Here is a 20,820-nt window from a genome sequence, read left to right as displayed (position 1 = left end):
ATGGTGGCGGACTCAGCCCTCGCCGAGGCCCGGGCGGCCGTACGTCTGGCCGATCTGCAGCCCGGAAGGGCAGTCCCGGCCGCGGCCGGGGCCGTCCGGCGGGCGCTGCGCGAGCGGGATCCGCACGCCGCCGCGCTCGCCGAACAAGCCTGGGGCCACGCGCTCCTGCAGTGCAGCGAGGTCGGGGAGGCCGTGCGGCACCTGCGTCGCTCGGTGCGGCACGGCGAACGCGCCGGGCAGCGCGCGCTGGCCGGGGAAAGCCGGATGAAACTCGCCTTCGCGCTGGTGCAGCGGGGCAGCTCGCGGGCCGCCTTGCGCGAGATCGACGTCGCCGTGCGCGAACTGGACGGGATCGCGAGCGGCAAGGTCCTCGCCCAGCGCGCGGTGATCCGCTACCACGTGGGCCGGCTCGACGAGGCCGCCGTGGACTTCCAGGCCGCGGTCCGGGAGCTGCGCCGCGGCGACGACCGGCTCGGGCTGCAGCGCGCCCTGATGAACCGCGGGATCCTGCACGCCGAGCGCTACGAGTTCGACGCCGCGGTCCGCGACCTGGCCGAGGCCGACGTCCTCGCGCGGGAGCTCGGCCGCGACCTCGTCGTCGGGATCATCGCGGAGAACCTGGGCTTCGTGGAGAGCCAGCGCGGCGACGTCCCGGCCGCGCTCGCCTGCCTCGACCGGGCCGAGGAGATCATCGGCGCGCACGGCGGCCAGCTCGCGCCGGTGCTGCAGGACCGCGCGGAGCTGCTGCTGTCGGTCGGGCTCGTCACCGAGGCGCGCCGGACCGCCGAGCGCGCGGTGCGGGTGTTCGCCGCCGAGAACCGGCGGCTGAAGGTCCCCGAGATGCGGTTGCAGCTGGCCCAGATCGCGTTGCTGGACGAAGACTGGGCGACGGCCGCGGCGCAGGCCCGCACGGCGTTGCGCACGTTCACCACGCAGGGGCGGGCGCAGTGGGCCGCGCTCGCGCGCTCGGCGGAACTGCGTGCCCGCCTGGGCGCCGGGGAACGCGTCCGGGTCAGCGGCGCCGTCGTCGAGGCCATGGTGTCCACAGTGGACTCGAACGGCCGGCCGCTGGCGGCGGTGCAGGCTCACCTGGACGCGGCCCGGCTCGCCGAGGCCCGCGGGCGGACGGCCGTGGCCGCGGAGCACCTCACCGTCGCGGCCCGGGCCCGGCGGGGAGCGGGACCGGCGACCCTGCGGGCGCGGGGCTGGTACGCCGAGGCCGTGCGCCGCCGCCGGGAGAACCCCCGCGGCGCGCTCACCGCCGCGCGGACCGGACTGCGGATCCTCGACGAGCACCACGCCGCGCTCGGCGCGGGCGACCTGCGGGCGTACTCGGCGTCGCACCGCGCGGACCTCGCCGGCCTCGGGCTCCGCGTCGCGCTGGAGGAGGGCCGGGTGCGCGGGGTCTTCGAGTGGGCGGAGCGCGGCCGGGCGAGCCGGTTGCTGCACCGCTCCGCGCGGCCGCCGGACGATCCCGAGCTGGCCGCGCTCCTGCCCCGGCTGCGGGCCACCGCCGGGGCGCTCGAGGAAGCCCGGGCCGCGGGCGCGCCCACCGGCCGGCTGCTGCACCGGCAGGTCGAGCTCGAACGGCGGATCCGCGACCGCAGCCGGCTGCTGCCCGCGGCGGGCGGGGACACCGCGGCGGGCCCGGTGCCCGTCGACGACCTCGCCGGCGCCCTCGGCGAGCGCGCCCTGCTGGAGTTCGTCGAAGTCGACGGGACGGTCTTGGGGCTGTCCCTGGTCGAGGGCCGGCTGCGGCTGCACACCCTCGGTCCGGTGGCCGAGGTGGCCGGGCTGCTGGACCGGATCCCCTTCGCGCTGCGCAAGCTCGCCGCGCAGGAACTGCTCCGCCGGTCGCGGATGCCGGTCGAGCAGTTCCTGCACGGCGCGGGCGCGCGTCTCGACGCCGTGGTGCTCGGCCCGCTGGCCGAGCTCGGGGACCGCCCGCTGGTCGTGGTGCCGACCGGGATCCTGCACAACGTGCCGTGGGCGGTGCTGCCGTCGTGCGCGGGCCGCCCGGTGGCCGTCTCGCCGTCGGCGACGCTCTGGCACGCGGCGGCGACCCGGCCGCCGGGTCCGGTGCGCGGGGTCGCCGTGGCCGGCGGCCCGGGACTCCCGGGTGCCCGCGAGGAAGCGCTGGCCGTCGCGGAAATCCACCGGGAAACCGCATTGGTGGACGACGCCGCGACGGTCGAGGCCGTGCTCGCGGCGCTCACCACGGCGGGCACCGTGCACCTCGCCGCGCACGGGCGGCTGGCGGTGGACAACCCGCTGTTCTCGGCGTTGCGCCTGCACGACGGCCCGCTGCTGGTCCACGACGTGCGGCGGCTGCCCCGCGTGCCGGAGACCGTGCTGCTCGCCGCGTGCGACGTCGGCCGGTCGGTGGTCTGCCCGGGCAACGAGCTGCTCGGCCTGAGCGCCACCTTCATCGAACGCGGCACCGCGCAGCTCGTCGCCTCGGTCGTGCCGGTGCCCGACCTGGCCACGACGTCGCTGATGACCGAGGTCCACCGGCGCCTCGCGGCGGGCGAGGCGCCGGCGGCCGCGCTCGCGTCCGCGCAGCAGAAGGTGGCGGCCGACGGTCCCGGCGCGCTGGCCGCGTCCGCCGGGTTCGTCTGCATCGGTGCCGGGTCCCGCTAGTCACTTGCTCCGCGCCACGATGTCGCCGTACGACGTGGTGGCGCGGATGGCCAGCTCGGGCGTCCCCGTGTTCTTCAGGGCGTTGTCGACGCGGCCGTAGGACGTGCCCGCGTCGAGGGAAGCCGAGACACCGGGCGCCGCGCCGACCGTGATCGAGCCCTGCTGGGTGTCCAGCACGACGTCGCCGCGCACCGCTTCGGCGATGCGGATGTCGCCCCGCGCGGTGCTGATCCGCGCCGGGCCGGCCAGGCGGCCGACCTCGACGTCGCCGTCGGTCGCGGTGAGCCGGACGCCGGCCGCCTCGTCGAGCCGGATGCTGCGGTAGGCGCCCTCGAAGGCGACGTCGCCGAGGCGGCCGGTGCCCTGCAGCTCCGCCGCGGCGGTCGTGGCCCGGACGTCGGAGCCGGCCGGCAGCCCGACGGTGACCTCGATCGCGCCGGTCGGGCCGAAGTACTGGTTCTTGCCCTGCGGGGCCCGCACGGTCAGGACGCCGTCGGCGTAGGTGACGGTGGTCTGCTCGGCCGCCTCGACGTCGCGGTTCTTGGCCGGGTCGGCGGGCCGGACCTCGACGGTGGTGTCGGCGCGGTCGCCGGCGGCGAGGTGGACGCGCCCGGCGGACAGGTCCAGCACGGCGGTGATCGGGGCGGGGGTGGTGAAGTTCGGCATCGTGGTCTCCTGGGAGTCGGTGTCCCCGTCGGTGGGGACGGGAACCACGATGTCCGGGCGTCCTGACACCCGGCGGCCACCGGCCTGACACGCCGGCTGACACGCGTCAGGCGAGGTCTTCCGGCGGCGCCCACAGCGGCGCGGCTTCGGCCCGCTCGGGGTGCAGCCACCGGTGCCGGCCCGCGGTTTCGCGGGCGATCCGGAGGTACTCCCGGACGGTCTCCGGCGGGTCGCCGTCCCGCCACGCCAGCGACCACGGGTAGACCGGCTGCAGCTCCCGGGGCCGGTGCACCGGCACGCCGCGGTCGGCGTACCGGCGGGCGTAGCTGTCGAACTCCAGCAGGAACGCGCTTTCGGCGGCCCGGGCGAGCGCGGCGTGGCAGTGCTCGAACGTGCCGGGGTTGCCCAGCCAGCGCAGGTCCAGGCCGGTCTGCTGCTCCAGCGACGTCAGGTACCGGCCGTGCACGTTGTAGAGCGCTGTGCCGGGGCCGTCGGCGAAGACCTCGAGGGGACGCTCGTGCAGCGACGCGGCCGCCCGCCGCGGGTCGCCGGGGCGTCCGATCAGCCAGAACGGTTCGAGCCGCAGCCGCTCGTGGCGCCAGCCCGCCGGGTGCTCGGCCGTCAGCGCGGCGGTGACGCGGAGGACGGCGACGTCGAGGTGGTCGTCGAGCAGCGCGGTGAGCTGGCGGGCGCTGTCCATCTGGCTCTGGACCACCTGGACGCCGGGGTGGGCGGCGGCGAACGCGTCGGTGACGACCCGGCTGGTGTCCAGCTCGAAGATGTGCGCGACGCGCAGGCGGTTCGGCGCGGGTTCGCGCAGCATCTGCTCGGCGGTGGCCAGCAGCTGCCGCGCGTGCTGCAGGAACCGCTCGCCGCGCGGGGTCAGCGTCACGTGGCGGCTGTCGCGCGCCAGCAGCGGCGCGCCGACGTCGGCTTCGAGCCGGCGGATCTGCTTGGACAGCGCCGGCTGGCTGATGAACAGCTTGGCGGCCGCCCGTCCGAAGTGGAGCTCGTCGGCGACCGTGACGAAGTACCGCACCAGCCTGAGATCGAGGTCCATCCGGGCCTTCCCGCGCGAGGGGAGCAGAGCGCCAACGATGCCATTCCGGCTATCGATGCGCACGCACCAGGTCCTGGACGCCGGGGCCGTGGACCGGTTGGCTGGCGGCAGGAGAACCGGCTCGAAGCGGAGGACGCGATGGCAGACACCGGCACCCCGGTCGTGTTCATCCACGGTCTGTGGCTGCACGCCACGTCGTGGGACCCCTGGATCGACCACTTCCGGACCGCCGGGTACGCGCCCGTCGCGCCCGGCTGGCCGAACGAACCCGCCACCGTCGAAGAGGCGCGGGCGAACCCGGACGCCGTCGCGGACATCGGCATCGACGACGCCACGAACCACTACGCGTCGATCATCGCGGGGCTGGACCGGCCGCCGGTCATCATCGGCCACTCGTTCGGCGGCCTGATCACCGAAAAGCTGCTCGGCCAGGGCATCGGGCTCGCCGGCGTCGCGATCGACCCCGCGCAGATCAAGGGCGTCCTGCCGCTCCCGCTGGCGCAGCTGCGGGCCGGCCTGCCCGCGCTGGGCAACCCCGCCAACCTGCACCGGGCCGTTTCGCTGACGGAGAAGGAGTTCCGGTTCGGCTTCGGCAACGCGCTGAGCGACGAGGAGTCGGCCGAGCTCTTCGGGCGCTGGACGATCCCGTCGCCGGCCCGGCCGCTGTTCCAGGCCGCGGCCGCCAACTTCGTCCTGCACTCCCAGGCGAAGGTCGACACCCACCGCTCCGACCGCGGCCCGCTGCTGCTGGTCTCCGGCACCGCCGACCACACCGTCCCGGACGTGGTCACCCGCTCGACGCTCAAGCAGTACCGGGACTCCACCGCCGTCACCGAGCTGAAGCAGTTCGAGGGCCGCGGCCACTCGCTGACCATCGACAGCGGCTGGCGCGACGTCGCCGACGCCGTGCTCGGCTGGCTGCGCGAGCACGGGGTCTAGGGCCGTGGACCTGGGTCTGGACGGCGCGGTCGCCGTCGTCACCGGCGCCAGCCGCGGCATCGGCCTCGCCGTCGCCGAAGCCCTCGTCGCCGAGGGCGCCCACGTCGTGGCCGGGGCCCGCGAGCCGGGTCCCGGGCTGGACGCGCTCGTCCACGCCGGGAAGGCGCACGCGCTGGCCGTGGACCTCGGGACCCCCGAGGGGCCCGGCCGGCTCGTGGACCTGGCGCTGACCGAGCTCGGGCGCGTCGACGTCCTGGTCAACAACGTCGGCGCCGTCACCCCGCGGCCGGACGGCTTTCTGCTCGTCACCGACGACGAGTGGACGCGGTCGCTCACGCTGAACCTGCTGAGCGCCGTCCGCGCCACCCGCGCGGTGCTGCCGTCGATGGTGACGGCCGGGCGGGGCAGCGTCGTCACGATCGCGTCGATCAACGCCACCCTGCCCGACCCCGGCGTCATCGACTACAGCGCGGCGAAGGCCGCCTTGGTCAGCTTCACGAAGTCGGTGTCGAAGGAGTTCGGCCCGCGCGGCGTGCGCGCCAACGCGATCAACCCGGGCCCGGTCGCGACGGACCTGTGGCTCGGCGCGGGCGGCGTCGCCGAGACGATCGCCGCGACCACCGGGGCGGACGCCGCGTCCGTCGCCGACGAGGCGGCCGCCCACGCCGTGACCGGCCGGTTCACCCGGCCGGCCGAGATCGCGAACCTGGCCGTCTTCCTGGCCAGTGACCGGGTGGCGGCCAACATCACCGGCACCACGGTCACCGTCGACGGCGGTTACACGACCGAACTGCACTGAAATCCACTGGCGCCGGCTACGCCCCGGGGCCGGAGTAGATCTCCGAGGCCTTGGGGGCGGTGACGGTCGTCGGCTTGTCCCAGTCGGAGAACTCGAGCGTGCCGCTCTTGGGGTCCTGCATGCGCAGCAGGTAGTGCGGCTCGCCGGCGGCCACGGTCGCCGTACCGTCGGGGGAGGTGAACGTCAGGGCCGGGACGCCGTTGGTGGTGGTCTGGCCGGAAGCGGTGAAGCTCGCCGCGTCCAGCTGGCCGACGGTGTTGTCGGTGAACGTCTTGTAGTCGAGGAACTGCTTGAACGACTCGCCGATCCCGGCGCCGATCTGCGAGGTCGAGGGCACCCACTTGTCCTTGAGCAGCTTGCCGACCGACGCCGGGACGCCCGCCTTCTTGATCAGCGAGTCGCTGAACCGGAAGAAGTACTTGTCGCCGACGCGCAGGACCGGGATCTCCAGGTTGTCCTGCACCACGGTGCCGCTCGCGCTGTCCGGGTTGAGCTGCAGGTCGAGGTTGAGGTTCCCGCCTTCGGAGACGACACCGCGGACGTGCACGGACTTGGCCTGCTTCGCGGCCTCGACGACGGCGGAGCCCGCCTTCGAGGCGTCGAGCGAAGCGGCCGCGGGGCTCGCGGACGTCGGCGCCGAGGTGGCGGCGGCGGGTTCCGCGGTACCGGCGTTGCTCGAGCACCCCGAGCAGATCAGGGCGGCGGCCGCCCCGGTGGCGATGAGCGCTCCCAGCGGGAAACGAGACATGGTGAGAAGGTCCGTTCGTGAAGGTCCGGGTGTTCCGGACACGAACGGGTTATCGACCGAGTGGGTGATGTGTTACCGCCGACCGGCCCGGGAGGCTACGTCAAGCTGACCACGACGCCGGTCTGGCCGGGCGGGACCATTCCGTGGTGGGGGATGACCATCCCGGCCGGGAAGGTCTCGATGACCAACATCGGCAGGTCCGGGTTCCGGACGAACCCGCAGATCCGCTCCTCCGAGTGGATCGGTCCGGTGTAGCCAGCTGCCCGGCCTTGCCTGCCGAGGATGCCCATGTCCAGCAGGGTATCCGGCTGCCGGGACCGAAGGACGCCCGTGTGAAGCCGTGACCCCCGGGTACTCGCGTCGATCATGCCCCCGCCCGGCGAGGAGTCAGCCGTGTCCCAGCCTGCCCAGCAGCAACGCCCGCCCGGAGCCACCGCGGAGATGACCCCGCGGCCCGACCATGGGGAACACTCCTACCGCGGCTCCGGCAAGCTCACCGGGAAAGCAGCCCTGATCACCGGCGCGGACAGCGGGATCGGCCGCGCGGTGGCGATCGCGTACGCCCGCGAAGGCGCCGACGTCCTGATCTCCTACCTGAACGAGCACGACGACGCCGAGGAGACGGGGCGCTGGGTGGAGGAAGCCGGGCGCAAGGCCGTCGTCGTCCCCGGCGACGTCGCCGACCCCGCGCACTGCCGTACTCTGGTGGCTCGGGCGGTCGAGGAGTTCGGCCGGCTCGACGTCCTGGTGAACAACGCCGCCTTCCAGATGACGCACGAGACCCTGGAGGAGATCCCGGACGAAGAGTGGGACCACACGCTCGCGACGAACCTCAGCGCGTTCTTCCACCTCGCCAAGGCCGCCGTCCCGCACCTGGAGGCCGGGGCGTCGATCATCGGCAGCTCGTCGGTGAACTCCGACAACCCGACCCCGCAGCTGATGCCCTACGACGTGACGAAGGCGGGCGTCGCGAACATGTGCGCCGCGCTCGCGCAGCTGCTGGGGCCGAAGGGGATCCGCGTCAACAGCGTGGCGCCGGGACCGATCTGGACGCCGCTGATCCCGTCGACGATGCCGCCGGAGCAGGTGGAGTCGTTCGGGCAGCAGGTGCCGCTGGGCCGCCCGGGCCAGCCGGCGGAGCTGGCCCCGGTGTACGTGCTGCTGGCGTCGGACGACGGCAGCTACGTCTCGGGCGCGCGCATCGCGGTCACCGGCGGGAAGCCGATCCTCTGACCGCCGCGGGGCGGTGCACCGCGCCGAACCCTTCGCCGGCGGCCTCGCCTCGAGGAGACCGCAGGAGCGCGACGGCCAGCACCGCGAACCCCACCGCGTTGCACCCCCACGCCACGAAGTCGAGCGGGTGGCTTCCCAGCACGACCGCGGCCACGAAGTGCAGGGGCTGCGCCACGGTCGTCACCACCGCGGCCCACCGCGGGACCACCCCCGAGATCCCCATCGCCACGCCCAGCAGCACCGTTCCCACGACGTGCCCGACGACGAACACCACGCCCGCCACCAGCGCGACCGGGTGGACGGCCTCGAACAGCCGCGCCACCACCGGTTCGGGCAGGTGTTCGCGGACGCCGAACAGCACGCCGGCGTCGCCGGCCACGAGCAGGCCGAGCGTCAGGTACGCGGGCACCAGCAGCAGCATCGCCGCGGCCGTCGTGCGGGGTGCCGCGGGGCGGGTCAGCCGGCCGGCCGCCAGCACCGCCGGGACCAGCGTCAGCATCCCGAGGAACCCGAGCCAGACGACCAGCGACTGCGTGTCCGGGGCGGCGGCCACCTTGCGGACGACCACCGCGGCGTCGTCGGTCGTGTCGTAGGGCAGCACGAGCCGCAGCACGGCGATCGCGGCCGGGCCGAGGGGCAGCAGCGCCGCGGCGAGCCACCGCGCCGGGCGGCTCATCGCGCACCCCCCGTCGGCGTCGTCCTGGCGAGCACCATCGCGGCGCCGGCGATCGTCGCCAGCACCCCGGCGCCCGCCAGGACGAGCACCGGGCCGGGCACGCCCGGCGTCACGGCCGCCGGCACCGCGCCCAGCGCGGACAGCGCCCGCAGGACGAGCAGGCCGGGCACCGCGCGGCGCGCGCCCCGCCAGGCCGCGACGACCAGGACCAGGCTGAGCGCGCCGAGCAGGGCGGCGGCCACGGCGACCGGCATCGGCGGGTGGTCGCCGTCGGTCAGCAGCGGGACGAACAGGTCCACCACGGACAGGAAGCCGAGCACCAGCAGCCCGGCACGCGTTGATCGCGACATTTCGAACCTCCTGAAGTCCCGTCCACCGTGCGGGTCCGGCCGCTCCCGCGGCATGAGCCCGCGTTCCGCGCGGACCCGGGAAAACGCCCGGCCGATCCGGGATCGTGGTCCCGGGACAGCGGGACCGCGAAGGCGGACACTGAGGCGCATGACGACCGGCCGCGGGCTCGCCGCGGGCCTCGGTGCGCTCGCCGTCACCGAGGCCGGCGTAGCCGTCGCGCTCACGATCGCCGTCGGGTGGTCGTGGCAGCAGGCGCTCGACGCCTTCGTCGTGACGAACTCGGTCATGGGTGTCGCCTTCGCGGTCTGCGGGGCCGTCATCGGCTGGCACCGCCGGCGCTCCCCGATCGGCTGGCTCTTCCTCGCGGACGGGCTCGGGCACGCCACCACGGCGGCGGCCGTCCCGCTGCTGCAGGCCCTGCACGACGGCGGCGCCCCGCTCGGGCTGCAGCGGCTGACCGCGACGGTGTTCGCGTGGTCGTGGCCGTGGTCGATCGGGCTGTTCCTGCCGCTGGCGCTGGTGCTGTTCCCGGACGGCAAGCTGCCGGGCCGCCGCTGGCGCCCGGCGGTGCTCGCCCTCGTCGCGACGGCGCCCCTGTTCGTCCTCGAGCTCGGGACCAGCCCGGAGCCGCCCGTCCCCGGCCTGCCGCCGGGCTACCTGACGCTGGCGGGCCACGACACTTTGAGTCCACTGTGGACGGTCGCGGAGCTGCGGACGGTCCTCGCCCTGGCGCTGGCGGTCGCGGCGCTGGTGGTGCGCTACCGGCGCGGCGACGACGTCCTCCGGCAGCAGCTGCTGTGGCTGCTGCTGGCCACCGTCACCGCGGCCGCGCTCGTCGTGCCGTGGTCGTTCGTCGCGGGGACGCCCGTGGTGGTGCTGTTCGCCATCCCGCTGATCCCGGTCGCGGTCACCATCGCGATCGTGCGGCACCGGCTGCTCGACATCCGCCTGGTCGTGGCCCGCGTGCTCGCGTGGGTGCTGCTGTCGGCCGGGGTCGTGCTGGCGTACGGCGTGCTGGTCACCGTGCTGGACCGGTTCGTCTCCGCGCAGCTCGGCCGGTCCGCGGTCGCCACCATCGTGGTGGCCCTGCTGGTCGCGCCGGTCCTCCCGCGGCTGCAACGCGTGGTCGGCCGGGCGCTCTACGGCGACCGCGGCGACCCGGCCCGTGTCGTCTCCCGGGTCGGCGAGCAGCTCGCCGGGTCCGGCCTGGCCGGGGTCGTGACGGCGATCCGGGCCGCGCTGCGCGTCCCGTACGCCGCGGTCGCGACGACCGGGGCCGTCCTCGCCGAGGACGGTGCCGTGCCGGAAGAGGTGACGGTCGTGCCGCTCGAGTACGGCGGCGCGGCGGTCGGGGAGCTGCGGATCGGCGCGCGCTCGGGGGAGGGCGACCTCGGGACCGCCGACCACGCCGTGCTCGCGCTCGTCGCCGCGCCGCTCGCCGTCGCCGTCCACGCCACGCTGCTCTCGGACCAGCTGCAGGCGTCGCGGGAGCGGATCATCGCCGCCCGCGAGGAGGAACGCCGCCGGCTGCGCCGCGACCTCCACGACGGGCTCGGCCCCGCGCTCACCGGCGTCGCGCTCATCGCCGACGCTGCCGCCAACCTGCTCGCCACCGACCCGGACCGCGCCCGCGAGCTGCTCGGCGCGCTCCGCGCGGAGATCCGGACGGCCGTCGCGGACATCCGCCGGCTCGTCGAGGACCTGCGTCCGCCCGCGCTCGACGACCTCGGCCTGGTCGGCGCGCTCCGCCAGCGCGTCGAGCACCTGGTGCGGCGGGCCGACGGGGGCGCGCTGCTCGTCCGCCTGGACGTCCCCGGCGAGGTCCCGGTGCTGCCCGCCGCCGTCGAGGTCGCGGCCTACCGGGTCGCGACCGAGGCGCTGACCAACGTCGTCCGGCACTCCACGGCGTCGACCGCGGTGCTGCGGCTGCGCTGCGCCGGCGGGGACCTCGACCTGGAGATCGCCGACGACGGTCCGCCGGACGGCCCGTGGCGGCCCGGCGTCGGCCTGCACGCCATGCGCGAGCGCGCCGCCGAGCTCGGCGGCGGGTTCGAGGCCGGCCCGTCGCCCGAGGGCGGCCGCGTCCGGGTGTCGTTCCCGCTGGGGGCACCGTGACCGCCCTGCGCGTCGTCATCGCCGACGACCACCCGATCGTCCGCGAAGGCATGGCGGCGCTGCTGAACTCGCTGCCCGGCTTCACCGTCGCGGGGATCGCCGCGGACGGGCGCGCGGCCGTCCGCGAAGTGGTCACGACCCGGCCGGACGTCGCGGTGCTGGACCTGCGGATGCCCGGCCTCGACGGCATCGCCGCGACGAAGGAGATCGCCCGCGCCGCTCCGGAAGTCGCCGTCCTCGTGCTCACGATGTTCTCCGACGACGACTCGGTCTTCGCCGCGATGCGCGCGGGCGCCCGCGGCTACCTGGTCAAGGGCGCCGAGCAGGACGAGATCGTCCGGGCCATCCGGGCCGTGGCGGCGGGCGAAGCGATCTTCGGACCCGCGGTGGCGCAACAGGTCTTGAACTTCCTCACCGCGCCGCCCGCCACCGGCGAGCCGTTCCCGGAGCTGACCCGCCGCGAGCGCGAGATCCTGGACCTCCTCGCCGCGGGCCTGCCGAACGGCGCCATCGGCCGCCGCCTGGGCCTGGCCGCGAAGACGGTGGCGAACAACGTGTCGGCGATCTTCACCAAGCTCCAGGTCGCCGACCGCGCGGCCGCGATCATCCGGGCGCGCGACGCGGGCCTGGGGCGCGGCTGAGCGCCGTCACCGCATGATCGTGGTCAGCACGTCCACGCCGAGCTGCATCAGCCGCTGCAGGTCGAGGCGGTGCGGGCGGAGGCGCCGAATCGTCAGTGGACGCGCGTCTGCCAGTCGGCCGGCACGCGGCCCTCGGGGCCCGGCACCGGCTGCTCGACCGGCCGGTGCTCCGGCGGGGCCAGCGCGGGGCCGTCGTAGGCCTCGCCCGTCTCGAAGCTGTAGAACCAGTCCTCGCCCGGTTCGAAGCTGCGGATGAACGGGTGCCCGGTCGCCTTGTAGTGCGCGGTCGCGTGCTGGGCGGGCGAGGTGTCGCAGCACCCGATGTGGCCGCACTGCGCACAGCGCCGCAGGTGCACCCACCACCCGTCGGCGGCGAGGCACTCCGCGCAGCCGGTCCCGCTCGGCGCGGCGGTGACGTCGATACCCTCGATTTCGGCCATGCCGACAGTCTGCCCCGTGCCGCGCCGGCGTGCATCAGCCCCCGGCGCGGCGCAGGTGCGGCGGCTCGTAGGCCACGTCGATCGGGCCGAGGTCGGTGCCCGGCGCGACGACCTCGTCGATCCGGTCGAGCAGGTCGTCCTCGATCGCCGCGCCGGCGCCGGCGACCAGGTCGTCCAGCTGCTCCTCGGTGCGGGGGCCGATGATCGCCGAGGCGACCGCCGGGTGCGCCGTCACGAACGCCAGGGCCAGGTGCCGCAGGGGGATCCCGGCCCCCTCGGCGAGGGGGATGAGGGCTTCGACGGTGTCGAGCTTCCGCCGGTCGGTCAGGTGCTTCGGCACCCAGTGCAGGCGGCCGGGCGAGGCCGTCTCTTCGCGGTACCGGCCGGAGAGCAGGCCCATCGACAACGGGCTCCACACGAGCACGCCGAGCCCGTGGCGTTGGCAGACCGGCAGGATCTCGCGCTCCACGCCGCGGTCGAGCAGCGAGTAGTGCAGCTGCTCGGTGCGGAACCGCGCCAGGCCACGGCGTTCCGCCACCCACTGCGCCTCGACGATCTCGGACGCCGGCAGGTTGGAATGCCCGATGGCGCGCACCTTGCCCGCGCGCAGCAGGTCGGTCAGCGCGCTCAGCGGCTCCTCGATGTCGGTGCCGGGCTCGGGGTGGTGCAGCTGGTAGAGGTCGATGTGGTCGACGCCGAGGCGGCGCAGCGAACCTTCGACGGCGGAGACGATCCAGCGCCGCGAGTTGCCGCGCCGGTTCGGATCGGAGCCCATCGGGCCGTTGCCCTTCGTCGCGAGGACGACGTCGTCGCGACGGCCGCGCAGGGCCTGGCCGACGATCCGCTCGCTCTCGCCGTCGCCGTAGACGTCGGCGGTGTCGATGGTGGTGATGCCGTGGTCGAGGGCGCGGTGGACGATGCGGACGCACGCGTCGGGGTCCGGGTTGCCGTACGGCCCGAACATCATCGTGCCGAGCGTGTAGGCGCTGACCTGGATGCCGGTCCGGCCCAGGGGACGGGTCTGCACTGAGGTTCTCCAATTGGTCGGTCGCGGTGGGACGCGGCTCGCGCCCCACCGCGAGGCGGATCAGCCCTGGGCGACGTCGATGACCCACGTGACGCCGAACCGGTCGGCCAGCATCCCGAACGCGGGCGCCCACGGGGCCGGCCCGAACTCCTCGATGACCGTCGCGCCCTCGGCGAGTCCCTTCCACAGCGGCGAAACCTCGTCGACGGTCTCCCCGCGGACCGAGAGGAAGAACGGCTCCTTCGTGATCGTGGTGCCGTTCTCGCGGCGGGTGGTGGGCGCGGCCGGGGTGACCGGCCCGTCGGCGCCGGGGACGTCGTAGGCCAGCACCCGGAAGCCGTTGTCCGCGGTGACCTGGCCGAAGACCACCTTGCCCGCGTCGGGCAGCTCGGCGGGCATCCCGAAGTCGCCGTAGGTGACGACCACGGCCTGGCCGCCGAAGACCGACGCGTAGAACTCGAGGGCCGCGCGGGCCTGGCCGGTGAAGTTGAGGTGGGCGGCAGTGGTGAGAGACATGGCGTTCCTTTGCGAATGGTGGTCCGACGAGAGCCACACTGTCAGCAGTAGCGGTCAGGGAACGTCCGCTTCTCGTGGCACCATGGAAGACGTGCCGATCGCCTCTTCGACGGCGACCTCGGGTCGCCTGCTCTCGCTGCTGTCCCTGCTGCAGGTCCGCCGGGACTGGCCGGGCGCGCTGCTCGCCGAGCGGTTGAGCGTCAGCGAGCGGACCGTGCGGCGTGACGTCGACCGGCTGCGCGAGCTCGGCTACCCCGTCCAGGCGGTCAAGGGGCCCGACGGCGGCTACCGGCTCGAAGCCGGCCGTCAGATGCCGCCGTTGCTGTTCGACGAAGAGCAGGCGGTCGCGCTCGCGGTGGCGCTGCGGATCGCCGTCGGGACCGGCGCGGGCATCGAGGAGGCCGCGGCGCGGGCTCTGGCCACGGTGCGCCAGGTGCTGCCGTCCCGGCTGCGGCAGCGCGTCGACCAGCTCGAACTCACCGCGACCGCGCGGGACACGCAGGTCGGCCCCGAGGTGCTGCTCGCGCTCAGCTCGGCGATCCGGGCGACCGAGGAAGTGCGGTTCGACTACGGAAACCCGTCGCGGCGGCGCCAGGTGCAGCCGCACCACCTCGTCGTCCGGAACGGCCGCTGGTATCTGGTCGGCTGGGACGCCGCCCGCGACGACTGGCGGACCTACCGCGCCGACCGGATGGACCTGCGCGTGCCGAACGGGCCGCGGTTCACCCCGCGCGAGGTGCCGGGCGGCGACGTCGCGACGTTCCTCGCCGCCCGGTTCAAGGGCTCCGCCACCGCCGACGCGTGGCCGTGCCAGGGCGAGGTGGTCGTCGACCTGCCGGTCGCCGCGGTCGCGCCGTTCGCCGGCGACGGCGTCGCCGAGGAGGTCGCGTCGGGGAAGACCCGGCTGCGCACCGGGTCCTGGTCGTGGGCCGCGCTGGCCGCCGGCCTGGCGCGGTTCGACGCCGACCTCGAGGTGGTCGGCCCGCCCGAGCTGCGGACGGCCTTCGCGGACCTCGCCGCGCGGGCCACCCGCGCGGCGAGGTCCGGCGCGTAGCCGGCTGTCGGGCTACGCGCGTCGGGGTGTCAGTTGCACGAGGTCCCGTTGAGCGTCGCCGCCTGGAAGGGTGGCGTGCCGCCGGTGTAGTTCGCGTTGTAGCCGATCGTGGCGGTCGCGTTCGTGGCGAGGGTGCCGTTCCAGGACGCGTTGTCGACCTTGACGACGTCGCCGGTGTCGGTCCAGGTGCCGTTCCAGCCCTGGCTGACCGTGACGCCGGGCGCGGAGAAGGTGAGCGTCCAGTGGTCGACCGGCGCGCCGCGGTTTTCGAGGACGATCTCGCCGGTGTACCCGGTCGACCAGGTGCTGACCACGCAGTGCGTCACTTTGCAGCCACCGGTCGGCTGCGGGGTGGTGGTCGGCGTGGTGGGGCTGGTGGTCGGCGTCGTCGGGGTGGTGGTCGGCACCGACCCGGCGGCGACGGCGAGGTCGTAGGCCCGCTGGGGCACGAACTGGCCGGCGCCGGCGATGCAGCCGTCCGCCTCGCCCGGCGGCTTGACCCAGAGGAAGGCGGCGATCGAGCCGTCGCCGGTCTGGTCGGTGCTGGCGGTGCCGATGGCGCGGCCGGCGGGGTCGCACCACTCGCTGCCCTGCGGCCCGTTGCCGTTGCGGCTGGTGTCGATCACGGCCTTCAGCCGCGAGTCGCCGAGCTGGCCGAGGATCGCCTTGTCGTAGGCGACTTCGTCGGCGGTGGCGCGGTAGTTGGAGACGTTGGTGGAGAAGCCGTCGGCGCTGTTGGAGACGTCGGCGGCCCGCAACCGCGCGGCGGCGTCGCCGGCCGAAAGCCAGGCGGAGTGCCCGATGTCGAAGTAGACCTTGGCCTGGGAGGAGCCGGCCTTCAGGCGTTTGCCCGCGTAGGCGATCGACGCGGTGGTCTGGTTCTGCTGGTCGCCGCTCTGGCAGTTCGTCATGAGCGCGAGCACGTCGGGTTCGAGCACGATGGCCGCGGGCCGCCCGCCCAGGCCGGCGGCGACCTGGTCGATCCAGGCGCGGTAGGCGTCGTGCGACGGCGCCCCGCCCCCGCTGGCCCCGCCGCAGTCGCGGTTGGGGATGTCGTAAACGACCAGGATGGGGATCTTCCCGGCGGCGACCGCGGCGCCGGTGTAGGCGTCCACTTGCCCGCGCACGGTGGCGGTGTTGGTGGTGGTGAACCACTTGGCCTGAGGAACGGAGGCGATCCGGTCCCGGATGACGCCGGCGCGCGAGTCCCCGGGGTTGGCGGCCACCCACTGGGCGGCATTGGTGGTGGGATCGACGTAGAAGGCGGACCCGGCGGCTTCCGCGCCGGTGCCGACGACGACAACGCTCCCGGCGAGGGCGGCCAGCACCCCGGCGGCCACTGTCCTGCTTCGCATGCACGTTCTCCTTCGAACGACTGTGAAGTGACCGTCATCGCCGCGCCCGAGACGACTGGGAGCGCTCCCAGTGAGGTGGAATGGTAGCCGGGGAAACGGATCGGGGGAAGAGGGTGGCCGCGGCTCGACGGCTCAGCGCCAGCCTCGTCGTCCCGCTGGCCGGCCCGGTGCCGGACCTGGACCCGGACGACCCGGTCGCGCCGCTGCTGCCGCTGCTGTGCGCCGCGACGTTGCTCGCCGGCGACGCCGAAGACCGAGCCCGGACGGAGTTCCGCGGGTTCGCGCTGCCCGAGCAGTACCACCTGGAGATGCGCGCGCTCACCGCCGCCGTCGCGGCCTCGATCGGCTCCGCCGAACAGCGCGAGCAGGCACGTGGTCGTCGGCGGCTACGCGTCCTACTCCGGTGCGGTCGACCACCACCTCGGCCTGCTGTGCGCCGCGCTCGGCCGGCACGAAGAGGCCGTCGCGCACCTCGAGGCCGCCGTCACGCAGTACCGGCTGCTCGGCACGCCGGCGTGGGCGCAGCGGGCACGGGAGCAGCTGGCGGACGCCACGCGCGGCTGTGTGTTCCACCGGGACGGTCGCGTGTGGACACTCGGCTACGAAGGGCGGCAGGTGCACCTGCCGCACACCAAGGGGCTTGCCGCCCTCGAACTGCTCGGCCACCCGGCGACCGGGGCGGACCCCGTCCTCGACGACGCGGCCCGGCGCGCCTACCGGGCGAGGATCACCCGCCTCGACGAGGCCATCGCCGACGCCGCCGACGAGGCGGAAGCCGAGCGCCACCAAGCGGAGCGCGCCGAGCTGGTCCGCCGGATCACCGCGGCGGCCGGCCGGGGGGGCCGCCCGCGCCGCCTCGGCGACGACGCCGAGCGCGCCCGCAAGGCGGTGACGGCCCGCACCCGCGACGCGATCGAGCAGTCCTGCGAGCGCACCCGCCGCTGGGCCTGCACCTGCGCGCGACCGTCCACACGGGAACGTTCTGCGCCTACCGCCCACCGGGCGACCTCCGGTGGCGGCTGTAGTACCGCCGTGGTGATCTGCTATCCGAACCGGTGTGTCGCCGGATCGGACGTCGCGTGCGCCGGCCAGCCCGGGTTGCCCGTCTTCGCGAATTCGACCCACGTCCGGTGCACGCGGTCGGCGAGGCCTTCGGGTGCGCGGTCGGGGCCGAGCAGGCCGGTTTCGCCCTGCAGCCACGGCTCGTCGGCCAGGTCGAAGACGAACGGCAGCTCGACCGTGTGCGCGGCGCCGAGGCGGCCGTCGAACGCGGTGGAGCGGTGGCTGAACGAATAGACGTGCGTGCGGCCCGGGGCGAGGCGCGCGTGGGCGTCGGCCAGGCGGGCCGTCCCGTGGCCGAACAGGGCGTCGCCGAGCGCGGCGGCCTCGGTGGTGCCGCCCGGTTTTCCCTGGGGGACCAGGTAGAGGTTCCCTTCTTCGGTGTTGGTGCCGATCAGCAGGTCGACCTGATCCGCGGTCAGTGCGTCGGCGGGTTGTGCGGGCAGTACGAGGCTGAACGGGCTCAGGCCGGCGAGCGGGTCCTCGGCGGTGTCCGTGCGAAGGTCCAAACCGGACAGTGCGGGGAGGGTCTCGAGGAAACGCTCGTCCGAAATGCCGGCGAAGGCCGAGGCCGTCGGCGCGGTGCCGAGCGCCGCGGCCGCCGCGGTGGTGACTCGCCGGGCCTGCTCGGGGGTGAAGGCCCCGGTACCGCTGCCGCTCTGCATGATCGCGCGCCGGAACAGGCCCTTCGCCCCGGCTGTGGCAAGCAGCGCGCCGACGAGCGTGGCACCGGCGGACTGGCCGAACACCGTGACGTTGCCGGGGTCGCCGCCGAACAGGGCGATGGTGTCCTGGACCCAGCGCAGCGCCAGCAGCACGTCGAGCAGGCCCCGGTTGTCCGGGGCACCGTCGAGCGCCAGGAACCCGGGGACGCCGAGGCGGTATTGGACGGTCACGAGGACGACACCGTCGCGGGCGAACGCCCGGCCGTCGTAGAGCGCGGCGCGGGCGGACCCCGTGACGAAACCGCCGCCGTGCACGAACACCATGACCTGACGGCGCGCGCCGTCGGCGGCGGGCGTGCGGACGTCGACGGTGAGGTAGTCCGCGCCGCGGACCCAGCCGGGCCCGAAGTACGGCGTCAGGTCGAGGCGGCCGAAGTCCCGGACGGGCTGGGGCGCCGTCGGTCCCGGTCCGGTCCCGTCGCGGACGCCGGACCACCCCGGGTGCGGCGCCGGCTCGCCGAAACGGCCGGCGCCGGCGGGCGCTCGGGCGTACGGGATGGCGCGGTAGCGCTCGCCGAAGGTGTCGCGGAGGCCGCGGACGGCACCCGCCGGCGTTCGCACGACGGGATTCTGCTGTTCTGACAAGGGAAATCCTCTCGGGTCAGGCGCTGCGGGGAAAGCCGGCCCAGCCCGCGATGGCGAACCGGCTGCCGTCGCGTTTCACCTGGGCGGCGCCGTGCCCGCCGAAGTGGGCGGGGAAGACGAGCGCGCCGGTTTCGGCGGCCTGGCCGAGCAGGTTCCGGCGGGTGACGCGCGCGGCGGCGGGGTCTTCGCAGAAGCAGGAGTTGGTCTCGGGCTCGGCGATCTGCAGCGCGGTGTGCACGAGGTCGCCGACGAACACCGCGCGGTCCCCGCCGGACTCCAGGTGCAGCACGGACGATCCCGGCGTGTGGCCGGGGGCGAGTTCCAGCCGCAGGTTGCCGTCGATGCGGTGCGAGCCGTCCCACAGCTGCGTCAGCCCGGCTTCGTGCACGGGGGCGACGCTGTCTTCGAAGACGTTCTGGTTGCCGCGGCCGAGGCGGGGCCGGTGGTCGTTGGCGGGGTTCCAGAAGTCGAAGTCGCGCCGCGGCATCAGGTAGGTCGCGTTGGGGAAGGTCGGCACCCAGGTGCGCCCGTCCAGCCGGGTGTTCCACCCGACGTGGTCGACGTGCAGGTGGGTGTTGACGACGAGGTCGACGTCCTCGGGCCGCACGCCGGCGGCGGCGAGGGTGCCGAGGAAGCCGGTGTCGAGGTGGCTCCAGACCGGGGAGTAGGGCCGCTCCTTGTGGTTGCCGACGCCGGTGTCGACGAGGATCGTGCGGCCGCCGCTCCGCAGCAGCCAGGTCTGGACCGCCGACCGGCATTCGTTGGTCTCGGGGTCCCAGAAGTCCGGGGCCAGCCAGTCGCGGCGGTCCTGCCAGGACTCGTCGGTGCTGTCGGGGAAGAACTCGGCGGGGGTCATCTCGACCGAGCCGTAGAACTCGGTGATGCGGGTGACGGTGACGTCGCCCAGGGTGATCCGGTCGGTCATGGCGATCCTTCGGTTCGGGGGGAGTTCGGTTCACGCCGCGGCGGTGCGTTGGTGCAGCCATCGGGCCAGTCCGATCACGCCGACGACGAACGAGCACTCGCCGGGCGGGTCGGCGGTGAGGGCCTGCGAGCGGCTGTCCCACTCGCGGGCACCGCGGCGGTTGTGGCCGCCGAACCACGCTCCGGGCACCGGTCCGGCGCCGTCGTGAACGCCGCCGGATCGAGAACGCTCGTGGTCATGGTGGGGGATCTCCTGGACTTCTCTCGTGCGCCGCCCCTTGGCGGCTGCGTCCAGGTTCACCGGGCCGGGCCGCGGCGAGCCAGCCCCGGCGTTTCCTACCCCTGGCGGTGTCAGGTTGGCGGCGCCGCGGTGGCGCATACTCGGACCATGGCTGATCACGGGCGGCTGGCCGAGTACCTGCAGGCGATGCGCGCACGGGTGCGGCCGGACGACGTCGGGCTGGAGACCTACGGCGAGCGCAGGCGCGTTCCCGGGCTGCGCCGGGAAGAGGTCGCGAGCCTCGCCGGCGTCAGCGCGTCCTACTACGTCCGGCTCGAGCAGGGCCAGTCGGCGAACGCCTCCGACGAGGTGCTCGACAACATCGCGCGGGCGTTGCGCCTGGACACCGACGAGCACGAACACCTGCGGGTGCTCGCCCGGCCCCGGCGTCGCCGAGCCGTGAAGCGCCCGCCGGTCGAGCGGGTGCACGAGGCGACCGGACAGCTGCTGGACGGGCTGGGTGACGTCCCGGCGATCGTCCTGGGGCGGCGGACCGAGGTCCTCGCGTGGAACCGGCTCGGCCACGCGTTCTTCGCCGGCCACCTCGACTTCGAGGAGCCCGCGCGGCCCGCCGACCGGCCCAACATGGCCCGCCTGGTCTTCCTCGACGCGCACACCCGCGATCTCTATCCACAGTGGACGGCGAAGGCGAAGGCGGTCGTCGGCAACCTGCGCCTGACCGCCGGCCGCCACGGTGACGACCAGCTGCTCAACGCGTTGATCGGGGAGCTGGTCACGAAGAGCCCCGAGTTCGCCGCGCTGTGGGCCGACCACCGCGTCCAGGCCTGCACGGCCACCGAGTACGCGATGCGGCACCCCCTGGTCGGCGACCTGGTGGTGCACCAGCAGGCGATGACGCCCGCGCACGCGGCCGAGCAGACGCTGGTCGTCGCGACGAGCGAAACCGGGTCACCGTCCCAGTCGGCCCTCGTGCTGCTCGCCCGCGCGGTCCGGGACACCCGGTCGCCGGAGCCGTCCTGAGCCCCG

General features: G+C 74.6%; 22 protein-coding genes. 8 read left to right on the top strand and 14 right to left on the bottom strand.

Annotation, left to right across the window (positions count from 1 at the left end):
* Positions 1 to 2,640, top strand: coding sequence for a CHAT domain-containing protein (locus ACZ7OH_RS00800; RefSeq protein ID WP_470278958.1), 2,640 nt, complete (start codon positions 1 to 3; stop codon positions 2,638 to 2,640).
* Here ACZ7OH_RS00800 and ACZ7OH_RS00795 read toward each other — a convergent pair whose 3' ends face one another.
* Together ACZ7OH_RS00795 and ACZ7OH_RS00790 are read right to left on the bottom strand one after the other, a co-directional pair.
* Complete coding sequence (locus ACZ7OH_RS00795) at positions 2,641 to 3,306, bottom strand: DUF4097 family beta strand repeat-containing protein (RefSeq protein ID WP_470278957.1); 666 nt, start codon at positions 3,304 to 3,306, stop codon at positions 2,641 to 2,643. It lies immediately after the preceding gene.
* 106 nt (positions 3,307 to 3,412) lie between these two features.
* Positions 3,413 to 4,366 carry a LysR family transcriptional regulator gene (locus ACZ7OH_RS00790; protein ID WP_470278956.1) on the bottom strand — a complete coding sequence of 318 codons (954 nt, stop codon included), beginning with the start codon at positions 4,364 to 4,366 and terminating at the stop codon, positions 3,413 to 3,415.
* Positions 4,367 to 4,504: 138 nt separating this feature from the next.
* Here ACZ7OH_RS00790 and ACZ7OH_RS00785 point away from each other — a divergent pair, with 138 nt between their 5' ends.
* Together ACZ7OH_RS00785 and ACZ7OH_RS00780 are read left to right on the top strand one after the other, a co-directional pair.
* The gene (locus ACZ7OH_RS00785; RefSeq protein WP_470278955.1) at positions 4,505 to 5,305 is read left to right on the top strand and encodes an alpha/beta hydrolase; all 801 of its coding nucleotides are present in this window, start codon (positions 4,505 to 4,507) and stop codon (positions 5,303 to 5,305) included.
* A 4-nt stretch (positions 5,306 to 5,309) separates the two neighbouring features.
* Positions 5,310 to 6,104 (top strand): SDR family NAD(P)-dependent oxidoreductase, encoded by a 795-nt coding sequence (locus ACZ7OH_RS00780; RefSeq protein WP_470278954.1) that lies wholly within the window; start codon positions 5,310 to 5,312, stop codon positions 6,102 to 6,104.
* A gap of 16 nt (positions 6,105 to 6,120) precedes the next feature.
* Here the strand turns inward: ACZ7OH_RS00780 and ACZ7OH_RS00775 are convergent, their stop codons facing one another.
* Both ACZ7OH_RS00775 and ACZ7OH_RS00770 read right to left on the bottom strand, forming a co-directional pair.
* Positions 6,121 to 6,852, bottom strand: coding sequence for a hypothetical protein (locus tag ACZ7OH_RS00775; protein WP_470278953.1), 732 nt, complete (start codon positions 6,850 to 6,852; stop codon positions 6,121 to 6,123).
* A 95-nt stretch (positions 6,853 to 6,947) separates the two neighbouring features.
* Complete coding sequence (locus tag ACZ7OH_RS00770) at positions 6,948 to 7,142, bottom strand: hypothetical protein (protein WP_470278952.1); 195 nt, start codon at positions 7,140 to 7,142, stop codon at positions 6,948 to 6,950.
* A 76-nt stretch (positions 7,143 to 7,218) separates the two neighbouring features.
* On the opposite strand from ACZ7OH_RS00770, the gene ACZ7OH_RS00765 reads away from it, so the two are divergent.
* Positions 7,219 to 8,085: an SDR family oxidoreductase gene (locus ACZ7OH_RS00765; protein WP_470278951.1), complete on the top strand. Its 867-nt coding sequence runs from the start codon at positions 7,219 to 7,221 to the stop codon at positions 8,083 to 8,085.
* On the opposite strand, the gene ACZ7OH_RS00760 is transcribed toward ACZ7OH_RS00765, so the two are convergent.
* Entirely contained in the window at positions 8,060 to 8,761 is a 702-nt protein-coding gene (locus ACZ7OH_RS00760; RefSeq protein ID WP_470278950.1) for a hypothetical protein, read from the bottom strand. The genes ACZ7OH_RS00765 and ACZ7OH_RS00760 overlap by 26 nt on opposite strands.
* Positions 8,758 to 9,111, bottom strand: a complete 354-nt coding sequence (locus ACZ7OH_RS00755; protein ID WP_470278949.1) for a hypothetical protein — start codon at positions 9,109 to 9,111, stop codon at positions 8,758 to 8,760. Before ACZ7OH_RS00755 ends, ACZ7OH_RS00760 begins: the two co-directional genes overlap by 4 nt.
* A gap of 148 nt (positions 9,112 to 9,259) precedes the next feature.
* Between ACZ7OH_RS00755 and ACZ7OH_RS00750 the strand changes: the two genes are divergently transcribed.
* Positions 9,260 to 11,227 carry a sensor histidine kinase gene (locus ACZ7OH_RS00750; protein ID WP_470278948.1) on the top strand — a complete coding sequence of 656 codons (1,968 nt, stop codon included), beginning with the start codon at positions 9,260 to 9,262 and terminating at the stop codon, positions 11,225 to 11,227.
* On the top strand, positions 11,224 to 11,868 hold the full coding sequence (locus ACZ7OH_RS00745) for a response regulator (RefSeq protein WP_470278947.1): 645 nt from the start codon (positions 11,224 to 11,226) through the stop codon (positions 11,866 to 11,868). Before ACZ7OH_RS00750 ends, ACZ7OH_RS00745 begins: the two co-directional genes overlap by 4 nt.
* 92 nt (positions 11,869 to 11,960) lie before the next feature.
* On the opposite strand, the gene ACZ7OH_RS00740 is transcribed toward ACZ7OH_RS00745, so the two are convergent.
* From ACZ7OH_RS00740 to ACZ7OH_RS00730, 3 genes are read right to left on the bottom strand one after another with little or no spacing between them, the layout of a single operon-like run.
* Entirely contained in the window at positions 11,961 to 12,308 is a 348-nt protein-coding gene (locus ACZ7OH_RS00740; RefSeq protein WP_470278946.1) for a UBP-type zinc finger domain-containing protein, read from the bottom strand.
* Between the two features lie 34 nt (positions 12,309 to 12,342).
* Entirely contained in the window at positions 12,343 to 13,335 is a 993-nt protein-coding gene (locus tag ACZ7OH_RS00735) for an aldo/keto reductase (protein WP_470278945.1), read from the bottom strand.
* Positions 13,336 to 13,395: 60 nt separating this feature from the next.
* Complete coding sequence (locus tag ACZ7OH_RS00730; RefSeq protein ID WP_470278944.1) at positions 13,396 to 13,851, bottom strand: VOC family protein; 456 nt, start codon at positions 13,849 to 13,851, stop codon at positions 13,396 to 13,398.
* Between the two features lie 91 nt (positions 13,852 to 13,942).
* On the opposite strand from ACZ7OH_RS00730, the gene ACZ7OH_RS00725 reads away from it, so the two are divergent.
* The gene (locus tag ACZ7OH_RS00725) at positions 13,943 to 14,905 is read left to right on the top strand and encodes a helix-turn-helix transcriptional regulator (protein WP_470279555.1); all 963 of its coding nucleotides are present in this window, start codon (positions 13,943 to 13,945) and stop codon (positions 14,903 to 14,905) included.
* 29 nt (positions 14,906 to 14,934) lie between these two features.
* Here ACZ7OH_RS00725 and ACZ7OH_RS00720 read toward each other — a convergent pair whose 3' ends face one another.
* The 5 genes from ACZ7OH_RS00720 to ACZ7OH_RS00700 all read right to left on the bottom strand — a co-directional run bounded on the left by ACZ7OH_RS00720 (position 14,935) and on the right by ACZ7OH_RS00700 (position 19,743).
* On the bottom strand, positions 14,935 to 16,245 hold the full coding sequence (locus ACZ7OH_RS00720) for a glycoside hydrolase family 6 protein (RefSeq protein WP_470279554.1): 1,311 nt from the start codon (positions 16,243 to 16,245) through the stop codon (positions 14,935 to 14,937).
* 333 nt (positions 16,246 to 16,578) lie between these two features.
* The gene (locus ACZ7OH_RS00715; RefSeq protein WP_470278943.1) at positions 16,579 to 17,046 is read right to left on the bottom strand and encodes a hypothetical protein; all 468 of its coding nucleotides are present in this window, start codon (positions 17,044 to 17,046) and stop codon (positions 16,579 to 16,581) included.
* Positions 17,047 to 17,303: 257 nt separating this feature from the next.
* Positions 17,304 to 18,605, bottom strand: coding sequence for a carboxylesterase/lipase family protein (locus tag ACZ7OH_RS00710; RefSeq protein ID WP_470278942.1), 1,302 nt, complete (start codon positions 18,603 to 18,605; stop codon positions 17,304 to 17,306).
* Positions 18,606 to 18,645: 40 nt separating this feature from the next.
* A complete protein-coding gene (locus ACZ7OH_RS00705; RefSeq protein WP_470278941.1) occupies positions 18,646 to 19,554 on the bottom strand; it encodes an MBL fold metallo-hydrolase in 909 nt (302 codons plus the stop codon).
* 30 nt (positions 19,555 to 19,584) lie between these two features.
* A complete protein-coding gene (locus tag ACZ7OH_RS00700) occupies positions 19,585 to 19,743 on the bottom strand; it encodes a hypothetical protein (protein ID WP_470278940.1) in 159 nt (52 codons plus the stop codon).
* Between the two features lie 198 nt (positions 19,744 to 19,941).
* Between ACZ7OH_RS00700 and ACZ7OH_RS00695 the strand changes: the two genes are divergently transcribed.
* A complete protein-coding gene (locus ACZ7OH_RS00695; RefSeq protein ID WP_470278939.1) occupies positions 19,942 to 20,814 on the top strand; it encodes a helix-turn-helix domain-containing protein in 873 nt (290 codons plus the stop codon).
* The last annotated feature ends 6 nt before the right edge of the window (positions 20,815 to 20,820 follow it).

The sequence above is a fragment of the Amycolatopsis sp. NPDC114478 genome (assembly GCF_055633805.1).
This window is presented reverse-complemented; position numbering and strand designations above follow the sequence as displayed.